This is a genomic window from Pseudoalteromonas sp. SR43-5, assembly GCF_014163835.1.
Taxonomy (GTDB): domain Bacteria; phylum Pseudomonadota; class Gammaproteobacteria; order Enterobacterales; family Alteromonadaceae; genus Pseudoalteromonas; species Pseudoalteromonas distincta.
The window spans coordinates 1-17745 of record NZ_JACJEA010000009.1; the positions used below are offsets into that span (position 1 = coordinate 1).

A 17745-nucleotide genomic window follows, 5' to 3' on the forward strand; every position below is an offset into this window, starting at 1 on the left:
AGTATGTTCGTTAATCATAATGTGCCCTCAAACAAGATTTGAAGATCTGATCATGACATTGAGATTTAGTTCAAAAAAATCCCCGCTAATTTCTTAGCAGGGATTTGTGTATAAGAGACAGCTTAGAGAGACTTATTTCTATAGGAAAGGTGCATTTTTACCTTCACCAGTACCTTCTTATACTGTCCATCTTCCAGAACAATCTTTAGGGAAGTGATTTTATGGATAAAATATTATTATTGTTGATTATGATGGCGCCTTCCATTTATGCCGCAGGTCCTCGATGGGATAATACTATAGATATAAATGACCCAGATTTAACTGTAATAACCGCCGCACAGCAATGTCATAAAAGCTTAATTAACGCGCCAGAGTATCTTGAAGAGTGGTGTGAAAAAGCTTATTCCATGGGATACTGGAAAGCATTGATTACTTTAAGCCTTCACACTGGGGATGGGACTCGATTATTAGAGGAAGCCAAAAAGCGGGTTGCGGCAAAAGAGATAGAAGCTTATTCAACATTAGCTTGGTTATATGGAAGCGGCATGTTTGTAGGGCAAGATATTAATAATGCAATTTCCCTTCACAAAGAATTTTTAGCATTAGATGCAGAATTGCCAAATTCATTAGTTACAACGGCGCATTTTGAGTTAGCAAGTTTATATAAATCGCAGCATAATTGGCTTGCAGTAAAAGAGCATGCACAATATGTTATTGAACACAGCGCTTTAGCTTATGACAAAGAGCAAGCTGTTAGTCTATTACAGTTAGCAAAAGAGAAAGCTCAATTAAAATAAATCATTGAATTCAAACTGATACACAAAGGAGCTATGAACGCCTAAGCTAAGGCGCTATAGAAATGATATGGAACAACAAAGCCAACAAACACTAACTAACCTTGTTTACGATATATATGAAGACCCAGCTTTAATAGAAGAGCATCAAGTGCTTATAAACCCTTTGTTGAGCGATTTAGTTGCCACTGCGCCAGCTGGGTTTGAGGGTATGGCGACGATGATTAATACCCATATTTCTAATGGGTTTAAATTCAAAAATCCTAAAATACAAAAATTTGAACTTGAGTCAGGACTTTTAAAACTTAAAACGTATTTTCAAAAAATAAACCTTTAATACCTACCTCTCTTTATTATTGAACACCCACATTATAATGCAGCACAAGTGCTGCATTAATTCTTTCTCATCAAGGATGATCTATGAACCTTATCACCACGAGTATTTTAATGCTGTTTTTACAGCCTTTATTTGTATATTTAGCTCTTTTTAAAGAGTCAGATCGGAGTACTCCAAGCCGTTCATTAGATAACGAAGATGCTATGTATCTTTTTATAGCACCAGGGTTAGCTGTATTTTATTCTGATAACTTTTGGCAGGCGTTACTTTATTTAGGAAGTGTATGCCTGTTAGGTTTAATGCTTGCCATTATTGTAAAAAGCAAAGCTAAAAAACGATTAACAAGAGATGACGCTATCGGGTTTACTATTGCCAGCTTTTTATTTTTTGGGATTATAAAATTAATTATTGGTGGGTTAGGATATTTTTTTAGCGAAAATGCCGCGAATGCTTCAGCGCCTGTCATAGGTGAACAAACTTATTCATCAACTACAGGTGAGCTTTTAAACTGGGGGTATTTATATTATCAGTTTTGGCCAACGCTATACTTTTTACTCTTTATGTTAGCCACATTAGTTATAAAAATAATAGAGAGCCGATTTAATAAACATTCATTTTCAGGCTCGCTCTTAATATTGGGCGCAGTTTTGGCAGGTGTATCACCGTTATTTGGGCATGCTTTTATTTTAGGCGTTATCGCAAACTTTTTTATATTTTTTGTTGTGTGCACGACATGTATAGAAATTGATAAAAGGAGCGATCCTTCAGCGGGTGCTATTAGTTTTATATATGGTTTTTTGCTTGTGGGCGGTATCGCGTTTAGTAGTATTGGCAAATTAATATATACGCTATTTTATAATTAAATTAGGATTGTTTTTTGATTAAAAAACATGCAATATAATTGTACCTAATTAGTATGTTCCCCTACTTTTTTTTAATATAAATATGGTTGGTGTAATTAATTGGCCATAAACATTAAGTAGCTTATAGCTAGGTCTTGGGAGAGTGTTTGCTTTGTTTTTATCGCGTTTAAAAATTTTTGTGTTGGTAATAGCCTCTATTGCCGTTGTTTTTTTTACTACATCACAGGCTTGTGCGGATATGTTTGGTTTTTTTAATAAACAAGAATTTTATTTATCGGCTCCAGTAAAGGGGCAGTTATTAGATAATGGGCAGCCAGTTGCAAACACTAAAGTAATGCGCTCACTCACCTATGGCGATGAATACGTTGACGAAACCACAACAGACGAACACGGTTATTTTACTTTTACAGAAAAAACAATAAAAACAGGTAAGCCCTCTAATATGTTTGATAACGACTCGTTGGTTCAGCATATTTATTTAGAAAACGGCACGCCAGAAGGAATTGTTTTATGGTACACGCTTGTTTCAATTCATGAAAAAAGTGACACACTTAAAGAGCTTCTTGCACACTTGAAGTGCGATATTTCTAAAGAGCCGCAAACATACGATATTCCAATTAAAGAAGATACCAGCCACGCTTTTGCGATTTACACATCATGTAAACTTTAACTATTAATTTAAAGGGAACTTATATGAATACTTTGACGCCAACCCAAGCGGTACAGTTAGCTAACCTTGCTTATAAAGCAAAAAGCATTAAAACCACTAACTTACTTCATCGTTCACTTCATGCATCTTTGCGCGACAATTTTAACTTTTCAGTTAACCCTGGCGCAGTACAAGGGGTAACGGGCGGTTTTTTCTCCCATTTATTTAATTTAAGTACGGGTTTTGCTTTAGTAGGGCATGGGCTTGGCGATTATCAGGGTGATTCGGTTATAACAATTCGAGTACTAACTCGCTAAGAGATGGCTTAACTGATGGCCATTTTGGTTTAAGTGGAGGCTCAAATGGCAGTATGGTGCATGCTGGATTTAATAAGACCTTTTACAGTATGAAGCCCGCGTTACAGGAGTTTGTTGAAGCTAATATTAAAGATAAAGTAACCGATTGTATTCATTTAGTTGGCCACAGCTTAGGTGGTGCATTAGCGACGCTTTCTGCCGATTGGATTAGAGCTGAATATTCAATACCTGTAAAGCTATATACGTTTGGCTCACCGCGCGTTGGGCTTGAAAACTTCTCTCGGGCTGCTACATCGAGAATTGATAAAATTTATCGCTGTACTCATGGTGCAGACCCAGTTGCTAAGGTACCTTTGTGGCCGTTCTCGCATGCGCCTTATAGCGGTCAAGAAATACGCTTAGATAATGGGCAAGGTTTAAAAGGTGCTGCCCATACTCTCAATGGTACGCCTGGCTATATAAACACAGCCAATAGTAATAATTGGAACAACTTAACCATTCAAGCTAATCATTTTTTGAGTACCCCTGTACGTTTGAAGTTTGAAGATAGAAATCAAGCCTCTTTTACTTCCCACTGGGCTGATAAGCTAGGGGCTGCGTTAGTCACACTTTTAAAAGATGCCGGCTATTACAGTGCAGTAGCAGCTCAAGCAGCTATTGGTACTGGGCTCACTTTTTACGATATGTTGGCGCGTACTTTAGATAAAATAGCTAAAGCGTCAGCCTCGTTTGCAACACAAACCTTAGGTTTACTAGGGCATATGTTAGTGTTTGCTGGCAAAGTAATTAGTAAAGAGGTGGAGCTTACATATAGCTTTATAAAATCGGTATTCGATTCAACCCTAGGTGCTCTATACCGAGCGGCGAGAGAGGGGCTAAGCGGCTTAGATTAACTTTAATCTAGCCCTCAATCTCGCTCTAACAAAATAGCACCACTTTGGTTTTCGCCTAAGTGGTCGTTTTTGTTATAAATAGGGCATTTACTCATAGATAAGCACCCACAGCCAATACATCCATCAACGCGATCGCGCAAACGCTGCATATACGCTATTCGCTCGTCCAGCTGTGCTTGCCATTGCTTTGAAAGGGCTGCCCAGTCTTTTTGCGTGGGTGTGCGCTGATCAGGTAATGTTGCCAATGTTTGTTTAATTTCATCAAGGGTTATTCCCATTGCTTGTGCGGCTTTTATTACCGCTATACGGCGCAGTACATCTTTTTTATAGCGGCGTTGATTGCCGCTATTTCGCCAGCTACGTATTAGTCCTTTGGTTTCATAAAAATGCAGGGTTGATACTTTTACGCCGCTACGCTTTGCTACATAACCCACGGTTAGGTTGGCCTCAGTTAGTTTTTTTTGATCTATTGGCATTATTTTTAATTTCCGATTGACCTCAATATAACTTGAGGTTTTAAGCTTCTTGTAACATTAAAAAAGGAGCTAACTAAATGCAACAAAAACTTGAGCGTAGCACTGTTATTATTTATTCAAGCGCACGCAAAAATGGTAATACACAGGCGCACGTTAATGGATTTGCAGAGCAAAATAATGTGCGTGTAATATGCTTAGATGATTATAAAATTGCGCCGTACTGCTATAACAAAAACTATAAAAATGATGATTTTTACGCTGTGTTTGAAGCACTTTTAAAATATGATCATTGGGTGTTCGCGTCTCCTGTTTATTGGTACAGCACCACGGTACAAATGAAATTATTTATCGATAGAATAACCGATTATATGGACGATGAAGCATTAAAACCTAAGCTTCGTAGTTTACGTAGTAAGCATTTTTCAGTGCTTTCTAATGCGTCATCAAGTGAAGCCCCCGCCTGTTTTGTAGAGCAGTTTAAAAATACGTTTAGTTATTTAGGTATGCAGTTTATTAACCACAGCCATAAAAGTACCCAAAAGGTTGCTTAAATTGCAGCCTTTTTTGGTTGTCTCTGGTAGTTTAGTAATAATATTAAAAAACACAGGATTGTTTTATGAAATATTTACTATTGTTAGTGCTGCTTTTTAGCCCTTTAATATATGCAACAGAGCAACCAATTAAGGGATATGGTAATTATTACAATGTACCCGAGCATGATGAAATTAATGACGCTACGGTATTTAAAATAGCATTTGATGTTGCTGATGGCGCTGAAAAAGGCGCGCAAAATAATTCAATAAATTCGCTAGCGCGTTTTATTAACATGCATGTGGCGCATGGCGTAAAGCCTGAAAACATACAACTTGCATTAGTTGTGCACGGTAGCGCAAGTGTTGACGTGTTAGCTAATAGCGAATATAAAAAACGTTTTAACGTTGACAATAAAAATCAAGCGTTAATTGAGCAGCTACTAGCAAACAACACTAAAGTGTATGTTTGCGGGCAATCTGCTACTCACTTTAAAGTAACGCCAGCGCTTTTTATTGAGGGTGTAAAAATGTCGCTTTCGGCTATGACCGCTCACGCACAACTTCAACAACAAGGCTATACGCTCAATCCATTTTAATGACTCAAATAATAAAAAATATTCTCTGCTTTGGGGATTCAAATACATGGGGCTTAAACCCTGTAACGGGTAAACGTTTTGATGAAAATACCCGTTGGACATCACTTTTAAATAAAAACTTAGGGTGGGGCTTTAACGTAATAGAGGCAGGGCAACCTAATCGCACGTTAGTGCATAATCCCCCGTTTGACGGTGTGCTTAATGGTGTTAGCTATTTAAAGCCTTATTTGGATAAGCATGATCTCGACTTTATTATTATAGCTCTTGGTACAAACGATCTTAAAAAACGTTTTAATTTAACACCTAGTTTAATAGCAGATGGCTTGAATGATTTAATTAACTCAATACACATTTATTATCAGCAAGGTAGTACTTTAAAATCTCCTAAGATTATTATTGCTAGCCCACCTAAAATAAGAATTACCGAGCAGTATTCACGTATTTATGAAGAGGCTGATACAAAAGTAACAAAGCTCTCTAGTGCATTTAAAAGCGTTGCAGCTAATAATAAGTGCGCTTTTATTGATTTTAACTCGTTCATTAACATAACAGATGGTGATGGGATTCATTTTGATGATATCCAACATTTGGCAATAGGCTTTAAAATAGCGCAATTGATTCAAAACTCACTCAATAATTGTTAAATCTATCTGTGTGAATTTAATGCGACTTATGCAATCATCTAATAAAGTAGTGATATAAATTAACAACTTCGAGATGCTATGAAAAAGTACCAACAAAAATCTATTATAGCCGTTCTAACCGGAGTGTTAGTTTTTATAACTGGCTGTATAATTTTACTCAATTTTGCAGCGCAGCAATTAACAGCACAAACAAAGTCAGATGCTGAGTATATTCTCACTCATGTAGAAGGTGCAATTGCAGAGCGGCGTCGAATACTTACCCCATTAAATAAGCTTGCGTTTAAACAGTGTGACAACACAACTCTTCTTGAGATGCGCCGAGCTTTATTTGACGCAAAATATGTAATTGATATAGGTTTTTTTAAAGATAATCAGCTAGTTTGTACTACGGGTGCAGGCTTATTAAGTAAACCAATTAACGACAAACAGCCTGACTTTATTCGAGATGATGAACAGGTGAGGGTTCGTTTTGAGCCAGAGCTTTATCTATTATTATTTAGTGAGCGCCCTATGGAGGTAATTATAGTCAGACAAGGGGACTATAATTTAATTATGCAGAGTACTCCCTTTACCAACATTGGCATTACTGTGCCAGATTGGGAAGTTGTTTATAAAACACCAAATACTTTGCATCATTTAGCAGGTAAAGAGGATCTCTACCTTCAAGTAAAAAACAATGTTTTCTTTCCTTACGAAACTAATTTAGTTTGCAGTTCTGCAAGTAGCCAATATTGTGTGGTAGTGCACTTACCTTGGAGTCTGTTTTTTTCTAATAACCACTTATTACTAATAATTTCGTTAATTTTAACCTGTTTAGCGGGAATATCGAGTGCGTTAATAGTTGATGCAAGAATTGCTGCACGTCGCTCTATTAATCAGCGTATTCGTAAAGGACTCAAAAAGGGATCATTTTATTGGACTTACCAGCCTATTATTTGTTTGCAAAGTGGCAAGCTGATTGGTTGCGAGGTACTTGCACGTTTTGAAGATAATTACGGTGTTTTATTTCCAGATGAGTTTATTCCGGTTATTAGAAAAAACAATTTAACCTGGACTTTTACTGAGGCCATGATTGCCACTACAATCAAAGAGCTAACCTCTATAGAGGTATTGCCTGAAGGCTTTAAAGTGTCGCTTAATATATTTCCGTGTGATGTAGAGCTGGGTAACGTGTCGTTGCTGCCACAAATTACAGAGCTTACCAATTCACGCTTTATTATTTGTTTAGAGATAACTGAAGACGAATACCTTGATACAAGCATCGCGCATGCTCATTTTAGAACCTTGGTTGAATCGGGATTTAACTTATCATTAGATGACTTTGGTACGGGTTATTCGAATTTAAGAAATTTACAAAATTTGAGCTTTCATCAACTTAAAATTGATCGTACGTTTGTTCAAGATATAACAACTGAGGGCTTAAAAGCCTCTATGATCCCGAATATTATGGAACTTGTGCATAAGTTTAATTATACCTGTGTAGCAGAAGGTATTGAAACCACTGAGCAAGAAGCCATTTTAAAAACAGCGGGTGTGCATTACGGACAAGGCTGGAAGTATGGTAAACCCATGACTGCGTCTAAATTTAAAAATTATATAACTAATCAGCATTTTTAGATCTCAGCTGCCATACTAAACGTATCGGTATGAAATTTATAAATATTAGGTTTATTATGATCAAATTAACATTAAGTGCTTTTGCACTTTTACTACTTAGCGCATGTACAACACAGTACCCAAACCAGCAATTAACAGGTAAGCAGTTCCCAAGCATTAGTGGCGAAAGCTTAGAGCAAACTATGGTGACTATACCAAGTGATTTTAAAGCAGATAAAACACTACTGCTCATTGGGTACAAGCAAGACAGCCAGTTTGATATAGACCGTTGGTTAATTGGTTTAGATATGGCGGGCGTAACGCTCCCTACATACGAACTACCAACCATTGCCGGCATGGCACCACGTATGTTTAGCACATTTATAGACAGCGGTATGCGCAAAGGCATCCCTAAAGAATTATGGGGTGGGGTAATCACTATTTATAAAGATGGCGAGACAGTTCAAAAGTTTACAGGTAACCAAAGCCCAAATAACTCTCGTGTGGTACTTATAAATAGCAGCGGCGAAATTTTATATTTTTATGATCGAGGTTTTTCGGTTGATGCGTTAAATAAATTAAAAGAGACGATAGAATAATTAACCTAAAGCTTAGTTTACGATAATGTATATTTAAGGTTTTAATAATTACTAGACTACTAATCCGATCTGTTATTTATCTTACAAAAGTAATTGTAAAAACAAAGGCAATGTAGGTTATATATTGATTTAAAAGGTTTTTATCTTTTTTAGGGGGAGAAGCGGTAGCTTTATTTTAATACCAAAATCTCATTGTAAGTTGTATTTGATTTAGGTAATGTAGTGTAAATGTTTCAAGGACGAAATTTATGCCCCATAAAAACTCAGTATTCGTAAAAACTACATTTCAATCATCTTTTCATTCACACAACTACACTGCTATTTTAAGAACACTACAGGCCTTGTTTGGTGATATTAAAATGGACGATGTTATTCCTAAAGCTGAGCAGCGTGCAAATTATGATTTATTTTTAATAGATGGTGCTAAAAGCAAATGGCAAGATCTCATTCCCGCAGACCTTATTTGTTTAGCTAAACACCATAGTGTTGTTATCTTTAATGTTGATAAAGAAGATGTGTGCGAGCAAAACTTATTGCTTAACCACTTTAATGGTGTTTTTTATAAATCTGATGCGCCAGAAGATATTTTTAAAGGGTTAGTTCGTGTTGATACTGGTGAGCTTTGGTTTACGCGTAAAGTGATTTCAAAAGCTTTTAACGACATTTTAGCCGTGGCATCGTCATTTAATAACCTACATGACGATACTGAATTAAAGCAGGACGATTACGATCATTTAACAAAGCGAGAAAAGTCCGTTATTCATTTAATTGCACAAGGTGCGAGTAACAATACAATTGCTGATAAGCTCAACATTAGCGACCACACTGTAAAAACACATTTGTACAGTGCGTTTAAAAAAACTAACTCACGTAACAGGGTAGAGCTTGCGAATTGGGCTCAGCGTTACGTTTCTGTTTTATTACCAATGGCTAAATAAATAGCATATATAATCTCAATTTCTCCCATAAAAAAGGCTACTGTTAGTAGCCTTTTTTATTTGTTATGACGGCCTGTGTATTTAGCTCACTTTTTTAGCCCATAAGCCTTTATCAATGCCTTTTGTTATAAGGTCTGTCAGTGCTTTTTCTATTGCCTGAGTTACACAAATACTCATAGGTTCGTTGTCACTAAAGCCGGCTTCAGCTTCAGCTAGACGTTTGTAGCTTACGTATCTAAAAAAGCCTGCACGCATCTCTTGGCTTAATACTTTTTTGCTGGTGGCCACACTAAGCAACACTTGGCCTGTACGAACATCCACAGCGCGTAGATAAATTGAAATAGCATCTTCACGGTAAAGCTCAGATGCGCCTATACCAAAGTATTCCATACCTAACCCACCCGTTTTTACATTGGTGTCATAGCTTATAATACCGCCCTCTAAAATGATTTTAGCTGTGGTAAGTGGAGGTAACTCAGTCTGGTTAGGGTTATCAGTTTGGCCTGCACGAATAATTTTTCGCTCAGTTAAAATGTTTTGTAAACCTTCACGCTCAACAGGTGTAAACCAATCAGATTCATGCAGTGCTTGTACGAGTATTGAATTAGCACCTTGAGTAACGGCAGTCGAAAACGAACTAACGTTAGTTTGTGGTTTGTATTGACCTGTTTGGTCTCTAAATGAGTAGACCGATACCGGAATGCTGCCAACAGGTTTTGGTAAGTTTTTTAAGTCTGCAAATAATTCAGTTGGCTCTAGGCTAATTGCTTTTTGCTGTGATGGTGGAATAAGCTTACCTAAACTTGTACAGCCGCTCAAACCCAGTAATGTTATTGTTATTAGTAGTTTATACATTATCCAAACCTCGGTACTTCAATGATCACAACAGAGTCATCTAATATGTTTGTTATTTTTACTGTAATAGAATCGGTTGTGCTGGTTATAACTTCAATTTGATAATCACCACTCATAAAAATTGAGTCCTGATTAAAAATACTATCTTCAATATCCTCACCAAAAGCCATATCTGTAATTTCTCTTACCATGCGGTTTAAGTAAGTGCGCTCTAAAGAGTCTTGAAATTGTTCAGCATAACCTTTTTCGATTACCGGAGCCTTGTGCTTATTTTGAGCCTGTGCTTTGCTCAGCAGCATATTTGCATTGAGTGGATTACCACCAAAGCTTGGATTTATTGGGGTGTAAATTATTTCAGTCGCGGAAGCTGAAAAGCTTAATATTGTTATTATTATAAGGGCTATTTTTTTCATTTTACCATCCATCTTTAGCCATATCTGGTGTTGATGCAGCCATGTTTGAGCGAGCCATTGCATCTATTACTGTATAAACAGCTTGCTCAACACGTTCATCGAGGGGTTCTAATCTGCGACCTAAATAAGTCGCGTAAACGAGTTGATTATTCATTATTAAAGAAAGTTGTGTACCCGCTTTTGGTATTACGGTTTCTTTTATTTCAATATTAAAACCAGCTGTTGAAGGGAGATCTCGCCAGTAGTTTGAAAATTCATAATAAAATTGATGACCAAAGCGGCTAATACTTCTATCAAGTAATAAGCCATCTATTTCTAGTTCATCCGCAGCATGAGTTGCCCCAGAAAAACATAGGAAAAGTGTGAGTAGGTAACGATTAAAGTTAATATTTTTTTTCATAATTTAAAAAGGGGAGAGGATCGCTCTCCCCACCTCAACAATTACATTTGAGTAATTGTTGCTGCGTTTCCATCACCAATTTGGGTAACAGATACAGTGCTGTCAAAGCCAATTACTGAGCCTTCAACAATATTGTCGTTACCAATTTGAGTAACACTAAACGATACGTTTTCACCACCAACTAAAAATGCTGATTGTTCAACGCCAGTAACCCAGTTACCTTCACCTGTTTGTGAAATATCAATGCTGTGGTTATTGCCTTCAACCATCATATCAATAAGGTTTAACGTGCCACTTTGTGCAATATCAATTTGGTTATTATTACTATCTAAAATGCCAGCAAGGGTAACAATTGCTTCATTTTGAGAGCCGTCTTGAGCAATATCGATGTCATTATCGTTAGATGTAAGCGTTACATCTGGGTATGAAGATTGAACAAGTACGGCATTTTCATCGCCAGCTTGTACTAAATCAACATCATTGCCAGAGCCGTTAAAGTTAGCTAAGTGAATCGAGTTTAAATCACCTATTTGGGCTGATGTAAATTCATTGTCTGAACCAATTACACCCATGTAGGCTTCGTTTAAATCACCGTTTTGCATTGAAGTTAGTTCGTTGCTGTCACCAATTAAATCGGCTGTCATTAAGTTTTCAGCGCCAACTTGTGTTGCTGAAACCTCATTATTAGAACCTTCAAATAAGTTTGATTCAATTGTGTTAAGTGAACCTTCTTGATCTAAATCTATTTGGTTGTCGTCCCCAATTACAGTTGCAAACGTTACCGCATTAGTTAAGCCATCTTGCTCAATTTCAATTTCATTTGCATCACCAGAAATTGCACTAAATGCTACAGCATTACGATCACCTACTTGTTCAACTTCAAGCTCGTTGTCATTGCCTTGTAAACTACTTACTTTAAAGGTACTCCAATAACCGTCTTGAACTAAATCAAGAGTATTTTCGTCGCCTGTAAGCATCGTAATTTCTGCTTCATGCCATTCACCGGTTTGCAGTGAGGTAATTTCATTTGCGTTACCTTGCATATCCATGTTGTAGAACCAGTGACCACCAGTGCCTTGTTCAACATCAATGATATTATCATCACCAGTTACAATATTAATCGCTTCATTATTTACAAAAAAGCCTTGGCCAAATTGTGAAACAAATAACATATTATTATTACCAGTCACTTCAGAGATAAAACCATTAGCAACGCCATCTTGGCTGTATACTTGTAAGTTGTTGTCACCTGTGGTGATTACTTCAGCATAATTACCAAATTGGCTCTGCACAACTTCAGTTTCGTTATTATTACCGGTTGTTGTTACAAGCATGGTGTTGCTATCACCATCTTGTGTAAGTAGTGCAGTATTTTCATTAAAAGTTTGGATAAGAGTCATTGAGTTTTCAACACTTGCTACAGAAACGTTGGTAGCAAGTTCTGAGCTTGATGCTGATTTGTTGTTAGTATCTGCATAAGAAGCAAAGCTAGTACCCATTGCAATTGCAACTGCGCAGCTTAAAAGTGATTTGTTCAACTTCATTATTTTCTCCTTGAAATATTAAAACCAAACACCTTAAATTTTATAGGTTTTATAAGGTATTTGCTGTGTCAGCATGCCGTGCCGATATAATGTTTTGTGATCCGCTTGAAAAGCTCTTAAAGTAAAATTTTTCGATGTAGTTAATAATTATCACTAAACGCTTTGTCATTATTTTTAACTTACGTTTAATAACTGTTAATTATTAAGTACCCAATTACTGTATTCCTCAAATGTATTTTCTGAAATCATCATTTTTTACCAATTTTTTAATTTTTATTTTTCAGTGGGTTATAGTGCGGTTGTTGAGGTTTTTTATTAATTCAATCTAAAAGCAGTAAAAATCTCCGACCCTTTATTAGGTAAATGGCTTTGCGTGAATTTCATTAAAAGGTCTGTCTTTAGTGTTTTTTTTATACTTTAACTGGTCAAAATTGTTGGTTTTAACAACGTTTTTATTTTTTAACTTGTTAAATGATTAGTTTGGTTGTTTCCTTAGGGTATGCCATGTGATCCCTTGTACTCGAAATAGTGAAAGAACGTGCTTAGAGCATCTAAGCTAACCCAAAAAAAACTATGGATAGAACAATGAAAACAAAATTATCTATTATTACTCTTGCCTTACTTCCGTGCTTAGCAGCTGCAAAAGTTCCTGATGTGGGTGTAAAGCAATCTGTAACTGCTAGCAGTGATTCTATAATTGTTAAATATAAAAGTAATGCAACGAAAGAAATGCGTAAGCAGGCTCGTTCATTAGTTAAAGCTAAAATTACTGATCTAAATAAAGATGAACTTGATGACAGCTATACGTCTTTACTTTCAGGTCGCTTAGCTAAGTTTAAAGTGTCGGGAATGAGCACTAAAGACGCAATTGCGCTTTTAAAGTCTCATCAAGCTATTGAATATGTAGAGCCTGATTACCAAGTAAGCATTGCACGTACGCCAGATGATCCTCGTTTTGATGAGCTTTGGGGCTTAAATAATGATGGCCAAACGGGTGGTACAGCAGACGCTGATATTGATGCAGTAGAAGCATGGGATATTTCGACAGGTAGCCGCGATGTAGTGGTAGGTGTAATCGATACGGGTATTGATTACAGCCACAGTGATTTAGCTAGCAATATGTGGGTAAATAGCAGCGAAATACCAGGAGATGGTATTGATAATGATGGTAACGGTTTTATAGATGACGTGCATGGTATAAATGCCATTACTGACAGTGGCGACCCTATGGATGACGAAGGCCATGGCACCCACGTTTCAGGTACTATTGGCGCAAGTGGTGGCAATGGTATTGGTGTTGTAGGTGTTAACCATGAAGTATCACTTGTTGGTTGTAAGTTTTTAGATGCTGCGGGTAATGGCTCAACATCAGACGCTATTAAGTGTATTGATTACATGGTTAGCCTTAAAAACTCAGGCGTTAACTTACGCGTATTAAATAATAGCTGGGGTGGTGGCGGTTACAGCCAAGCACTAGCAGATGCAATTGCATCAAGCGAAGCGGCGGATTTACTCTTTGTAGCCGCAGCTGGTAACGATACTATTGATAACGATGTTAACCCGCATTACCCATCTAACTACGAAAACGCAAGTGTATTATCGGTTGCAAGTACGGATCAAACCGATGGTATTTCATGGTTTTCACATTATGGTTTAACAAGCGTTGATATGGGCGCGCCGGGTAGTGCTATTTTATCAACTACACCAGGTGAGAGCTATGCATCTTACTCAGGCACATCTATGGCAACGCCACATGTAGCAGGTGCTGCAGCGTTAGTATTGTCAATTAATCCTGAGCTTAGCACTCAAGAGCTGAAAGATTTACTAATGAACTCTGGCGATGCAAATGCTGCGCTACAAGGTGTAACGGTTGCAGGTACTCGTCTTAATGTTAACCAAGCGCTTATTGATGCAGACCCTACACCTGGCTTTAAAATATCAGCGGATCCACTTACGCAACAAATTGAAGCAGGCCAAGCTACTAACTACACATTTACAATTGGTTCAATTGCCGAATGGGATGAAGAAGTAACGCTTGAGTTATCAACAACATTAGGCGGCGCTTATTTATCATCGCTTACAGCGCGCCCAGGCGATGAAGTAATGCTAAATGTTGAAACCGATACTAACACTCAGTGGGGCGAATACGAGCTTACTGTAACAGCTACAGCTGGTGATATTGTTAAAGAGCAGTCAGTTAAATTAATGGTTCAACCTGTTGGCTTAAACGACTTTACTTACAGCAGTAACACAAGTGTTGATATTCCTGATAACTCGCCAGTAGGTGCAGTGTCAGTAATTAATGTTCCTGATGACTTAACAGTATTTGGTACTACTGCTGATGTAGATATTTCGCATACTTACTCAGGCGACTTAGTGGTTAAGTTAGTATCTGCTCAAGGCACACAAGTAACGCTACAAAGCAATGTGGGTGGTTCAAACGACGACATAGTTAGAAGCTTTACTTCTGAATCATTTAACGGCGAAGTTGCTACAGGCGATTGGACACTACAAGTAGAAGATACTGCCGCAGCCGATACCGGCACAATTAATGGCTGGTCATTAACGCTAAGCGCTATTGGCGAAGTTAGCCCACAACCACCACGTGCTAGTTTTGACGTTGAGACACAAGGCTTAACAGTTAACTTTATTGATTCAAGCACTGATTCAAATAACGATATTACACAGTGGAGCTGGAGCTTTGGCGATGGTGCAACATCATCTGATCAAAACCCTATGCATGTGTATGCAGCATCAGGTAATTACGATGTAGAACTAACGGTAACAGACAGTGAAGGCAATACAAGTACATCAACTCAAACGGTTGTTGTAAGTGATGTAGAGCTAGAAATTACCTTAAAACGTGCTAATAAGTCTCGCCTTGATACTATGCGTGTAGAGCTTAGTTGGGAAAGTGTTGGCGCTGAATCACTAAGTGTTTACCGTAATGGTGAGCTTGTAGATACTACTGCTGACAGAGGTCGTTACCGTGACTACGTACGTGGTGCTACATTACCATCGTACGATTACCAATTATGTGTAACTGAAAATGTATGTTCTAACATCATTACGGTTTCATTTAACTAACTACTCCTAAAGTGACTTTAAGCCCAGCATTGCTGGGCTTTTTTTATGTTTTAAAAAAAAGTAAACTATGCTTTTTTATACGGATGGGTTTTAAGCCAGTGCTCGGCTATTTGCTCACGTGTGGCAAACCAAACCTGATCATGCGAGCGAGCATATTCTAAAAACCGTGCTAATGCTTTTATTCTTCCTGGTCTGCCAATTAGGCGGCAATGCAAACCTATCGACATCATCTTTGGGGCGTTTTCACCTTGTGGGTCGCCTTCCTCGTATAGTGTATCGAATGCATCTTTTAAGTAATTATAAAACTGATCCCCGGCATTAAAACCCTGCACGGCAGCAAAGCGCATGTCGTTTACGTCAAGCGTGTAGGGCACTATTAACTGTGGTTTACCTTCTTTAATACTGTAAAAAGGTAGGTCGTCGCTGTAATCGTCGGCATCATATAAAAACGAGCCATTTTCTACCACAAGGGCTGCTGTGTTAGGGCTTGTGCGCCCTGTGTACCAGCCTTTGGGCTTTTTACCGGTAAGCGTTTGAATGATCTCAATGGCTTGTTGCATATGCTCGCGTTCGGTTTGCTTATCTATATTTTGATAATTAATCCAGCGCAGGCCATGGCTTGCAATCTCGTGGCCCGCTTTAACAAAGGCTTTAGCTACATCGGGGTGGCGCTCAAGGGCCATCGCCACTGCAAAAATGGTGACCGGTATATCGTATTTTTTAAATAAACGCAGTAGCCTCCACACGCCAGCGCGTGAGCCATATTCGTAAATAGACTCCATGCTTATATGGCGGTCTTCAACATGCGGGGCACTGACTATTTCTGATAAAAAAGTTTCGGCCGCTGCATCACCATGTAATACACAATTTTCGCCGCCTTCTTCGTAATTTAATACCACTTGCACGGCAATACGTGCTTTATTGGGCCAATTTGCATGGGGTACATCTGGACCATAACCAATTAAATCGCGCGGGTAGTTTTTAAATTGCTCGCTCATTTTATTGCTCCTTTTTAAGTGCTGAGAGCCAAGCGCCTAGCGTTTCGCGCTCTGTGTCTGTCATTTTGGTCATATTGGCCAGTGGCATATCTTTGGTTATAACCGCGCGGGTATGAATAAGCGTGCTGGATTTTTTTACATCACTAATAGAGTCGAGTTTAAAGCCTAGCGGCGCGGTTTGAAAAAGCTCAGAGGTGGGTGTTTCGCTGTGACACCCAGTACAGTGTTTGCTAATTATATCCCACGCTTGTGCGTCGGTAATACTTGTTTGTAAAGGCGCGCTTTCGCCTGCATTTGTTGGTGTACTGGGCCAAGGGGCTATGGCGAGCATAAGAGCAAAAAAAGCTGCAATACCGCTTACAAGTACTGAGGGTTTATTAATACCTTGATGTTTTAAGTTAAAATAATGGCGTATCCACATACCAATACCAAACAGCGCAATTAAAATAAGCCAGCCAAAGTTGTGGCTGTAGGTATAAGGAAAGTGGTTGCTCAGCATTATAAATACCACGGGTAACGTGGCGTAGTTATTATGAATAGAACACAGCTTTGCCCTTAAACCTGGCGCTGAATCAGGGATTCTACCGGCTTCTACTTCACTTACCATATAGCGTTGCCCTGGCATAATAATGTGATACACATTGCCAACCATACAAGTACCAATAAGTGCACCTACATGAATATACACAGCGCGGTCGCTAAATAATTGATCAACCCCAAAAGTCCACAGAGCTAATAAACCAATAACTACAGCAATAAACACTTTGCCGTTTTCGACCAGTGAGGTTTTACACAATAAACGATAAACACCATAACCTAAGCCAATAAAACCAAGGGATGCGCCAATAGCTGCAAATTTACTTAGCTCACTTTTACTGTTATCAATTAAATACACATCGGCGCCAACATAATAAAGTAAGCTAAATAGTAATATACCGGTGATCCACGTTGTGTAGGCTTCCCACTTAAACCAGTGCAAAGTATGCGGCATTTGTTCAGGGCCATTTTGATACTTAGCCACTTCGTAAAAGCCACCACCATGCACGGCCCATAAATCGCCTTTTATGCCTTTATCTATTTTCCACTGCGGTGGTGTTTGTAGGTTGTTATCAAGCCATGCAAAATAAAATGAAGCGCCAATCCATGCTATACCAGCAATAACATGAAAATAACGCAGTACTAAATGAGCAAGCTCAAATAAATAGTTTTCCAT

At 38.1% G+C, this 17745-nt stretch carries 19 protein-coding genes and 1 pseudogene; 13 read left to right on the plus strand and 7 right to left on the minus strand.

Annotation, left to right across the window (positions count from 1 at the left end):
- Positions 1 to 221 precede the first annotated feature (221 nt).
- The 6 genes and pseudogenes from H5090_RS06865 to H5090_RS06885 form a co-directional block, all read left to right on the plus strand.
- Positions 222 to 797, plus strand: a complete 576-nt coding sequence (locus H5090_RS06865; protein WP_182695336.1) for a hypothetical protein — start codon at positions 222 to 224, stop codon at positions 795 to 797.
- 67 nt (positions 798 to 864) lie between these two features.
- Positions 865 to 1131 (plus strand): hypothetical protein, encoded by a 267-nt coding sequence (locus tag H5090_RS06870; protein WP_076924322.1) that lies wholly within the window; start codon positions 865 to 867, stop codon positions 1129 to 1131.
- 83 nt (positions 1132 to 1214) lie between these two features.
- Positions 1215 to 1994 carry a hypothetical protein gene (locus H5090_RS06875; protein ID WP_182695337.1) on the plus strand — a complete coding sequence of 260 codons (780 nt, stop codon included), beginning with the start codon at positions 1215 to 1217 and terminating at the stop codon, positions 1992 to 1994.
- Between the two features lie 238 nt (positions 1995 to 2232).
- The gene (locus tag H5090_RS06880; RefSeq protein ID WP_253188801.1) at positions 2233 to 2664 is read left to right on the plus strand and encodes a DUF4198 domain-containing protein; all 432 of its coding nucleotides are present in this window, start codon (positions 2233 to 2235) and stop codon (positions 2662 to 2664) included.
- A 23-nt stretch (positions 2665 to 2687) separates the two neighbouring features.
- Complete coding sequence (locus tag H5090_RS20815) at positions 2688 to 2960, plus strand: hypothetical protein (protein WP_259395063.1); 273 nt, start codon at positions 2688 to 2690, stop codon at positions 2958 to 2960.
- 47 nt (positions 2961 to 3007) lie between these two features.
- Positions 3008 to 3853 (plus strand): annotated as a pseudogene (locus H5090_RS06885) (lipase family protein); the annotation flags it as partial.
- A gap of 14 nt (positions 3854 to 3867) precedes the next feature.
- On the opposite strand, the gene soxR reads toward H5090_RS06885, so the two are convergent.
- Positions 3868 to 4329: a redox-sensitive transcriptional activator SoxR gene (soxR, locus tag H5090_RS06890; protein ID WP_182695338.1), complete on the minus strand. Its 462-nt coding sequence runs from the start codon at positions 4327 to 4329 to the stop codon at positions 3868 to 3870.
- A gap of 77 nt (positions 4330 to 4406) precedes the next feature.
- Here soxR and H5090_RS06895 point away from each other — a divergent pair, with 77 nt between their 5' ends.
- From H5090_RS06895 to H5090_RS06920, 6 genes are all read left to right on the plus strand, one after another.
- Positions 4407 to 4880, plus strand: a complete 474-nt coding sequence (locus tag H5090_RS06895; protein WP_182674961.1) for a flavodoxin family protein — start codon at positions 4407 to 4409, stop codon at positions 4878 to 4880.
- 65 nt (positions 4881 to 4945) lie between these two features.
- On the plus strand, positions 4946 to 5458 hold the full coding sequence (locus H5090_RS06900) for a DsrE family protein (RefSeq protein ID WP_182695339.1): 513 nt from the start codon (positions 4946 to 4948) through the stop codon (positions 5456 to 5458).
- 8 nt (positions 5459 to 5466) lie between these two features.
- The gene (locus H5090_RS06905) at positions 5467 to 6102 is read left to right on the plus strand and encodes an SGNH/GDSL hydrolase family protein (RefSeq protein ID WP_182695404.1); all 636 of its coding nucleotides are present in this window, start codon (positions 5467 to 5469) and stop codon (positions 6100 to 6102) included.
- Between the two features lie 78 nt (positions 6103 to 6180).
- A complete protein-coding gene (locus tag H5090_RS06910; RefSeq protein WP_182695340.1) occupies positions 6181 to 7719 on the plus strand; it encodes an EAL domain-containing protein in 1539 nt (512 codons plus the stop codon).
- A gap of 56 nt (positions 7720 to 7775) precedes the next feature.
- Complete coding sequence (locus tag H5090_RS06915; RefSeq protein WP_182695341.1) at positions 7776 to 8297, plus strand: hypothetical protein; 522 nt, start codon at positions 7776 to 7778, stop codon at positions 8295 to 8297.
- A gap of 248 nt (positions 8298 to 8545) precedes the next feature.
- A complete protein-coding gene (locus tag H5090_RS06920) occupies positions 8546 to 9235 on the plus strand; it encodes a LuxR C-terminal-related transcriptional regulator (RefSeq protein ID WP_182695342.1) in 690 nt (229 codons plus the stop codon).
- Between the two features lie 81 nt (positions 9236 to 9316).
- Here the strand turns inward: H5090_RS06920 and H5090_RS06925 are convergent, their stop codons facing one another.
- The 4 genes from H5090_RS06925 to H5090_RS06940 are packed head-to-tail and all read right to left on the minus strand — an operon-like array spanning position 9317 to position 12447.
- Positions 9317 to 10090, minus strand: a complete 774-nt coding sequence (locus H5090_RS06925) for a CsgG/HfaB family protein (RefSeq protein ID WP_024595598.1) — start codon at positions 10088 to 10090, stop codon at positions 9317 to 9319.
- The gene (locus H5090_RS06930; protein ID WP_024595597.1) at positions 10090 to 10515 is read right to left on the minus strand and encodes a curli assembly protein CsgF; all 426 of its coding nucleotides are present in this window, start codon (positions 10513 to 10515) and stop codon (positions 10090 to 10092) included. Before H5090_RS06930 ends, H5090_RS06925 begins: the two co-directional genes overlap by 1 nt.
- Complete coding sequence (locus H5090_RS06935) at positions 10505 to 10903, minus strand: curli production assembly/transport protein CsgE (protein ID WP_024595596.1); 399 nt, start codon at positions 10901 to 10903, stop codon at positions 10505 to 10507. The genes H5090_RS06930 and H5090_RS06935 overlap by 11 nt, the downstream gene beginning before the upstream one ends.
- A gap of 41 nt (positions 10904 to 10944) precedes the next feature.
- Positions 10945 to 12447 carry a curlin gene (locus tag H5090_RS06940; RefSeq protein WP_182695343.1) on the minus strand — a complete coding sequence of 501 codons (1503 nt, stop codon included), beginning with the start codon at positions 12445 to 12447 and terminating at the stop codon, positions 10945 to 10947.
- A gap of 585 nt (positions 12448 to 13032) precedes the next feature.
- Here H5090_RS06940 and H5090_RS06945 point away from each other — a divergent pair.
- A complete protein-coding gene (locus H5090_RS06945; protein WP_154902977.1) occupies positions 13033 to 15534 on the plus strand; it encodes a S8 family serine peptidase in 2502 nt (833 codons plus the stop codon).
- A 65-nt stretch (positions 15535 to 15599) separates the two neighbouring features.
- Here the strand turns inward: H5090_RS06945 and puuE are convergent, their stop codons facing one another.
- On the minus strand, positions 15600 to 16532 hold the full coding sequence (gene puuE / locus H5090_RS06950; RefSeq protein ID WP_182695344.1) for an allantoinase PuuE: 933 nt from the start codon (positions 16530 to 16532) through the stop codon (positions 15600 to 15602).
- Position 16533: 1 nt separating this feature from the next.
- Complete coding sequence (locus tag H5090_RS06955) at positions 16534 to 17745, minus strand: urate hydroxylase PuuD (protein WP_182695345.1); 1212 nt, start codon at positions 17743 to 17745, stop codon at positions 16534 to 16536.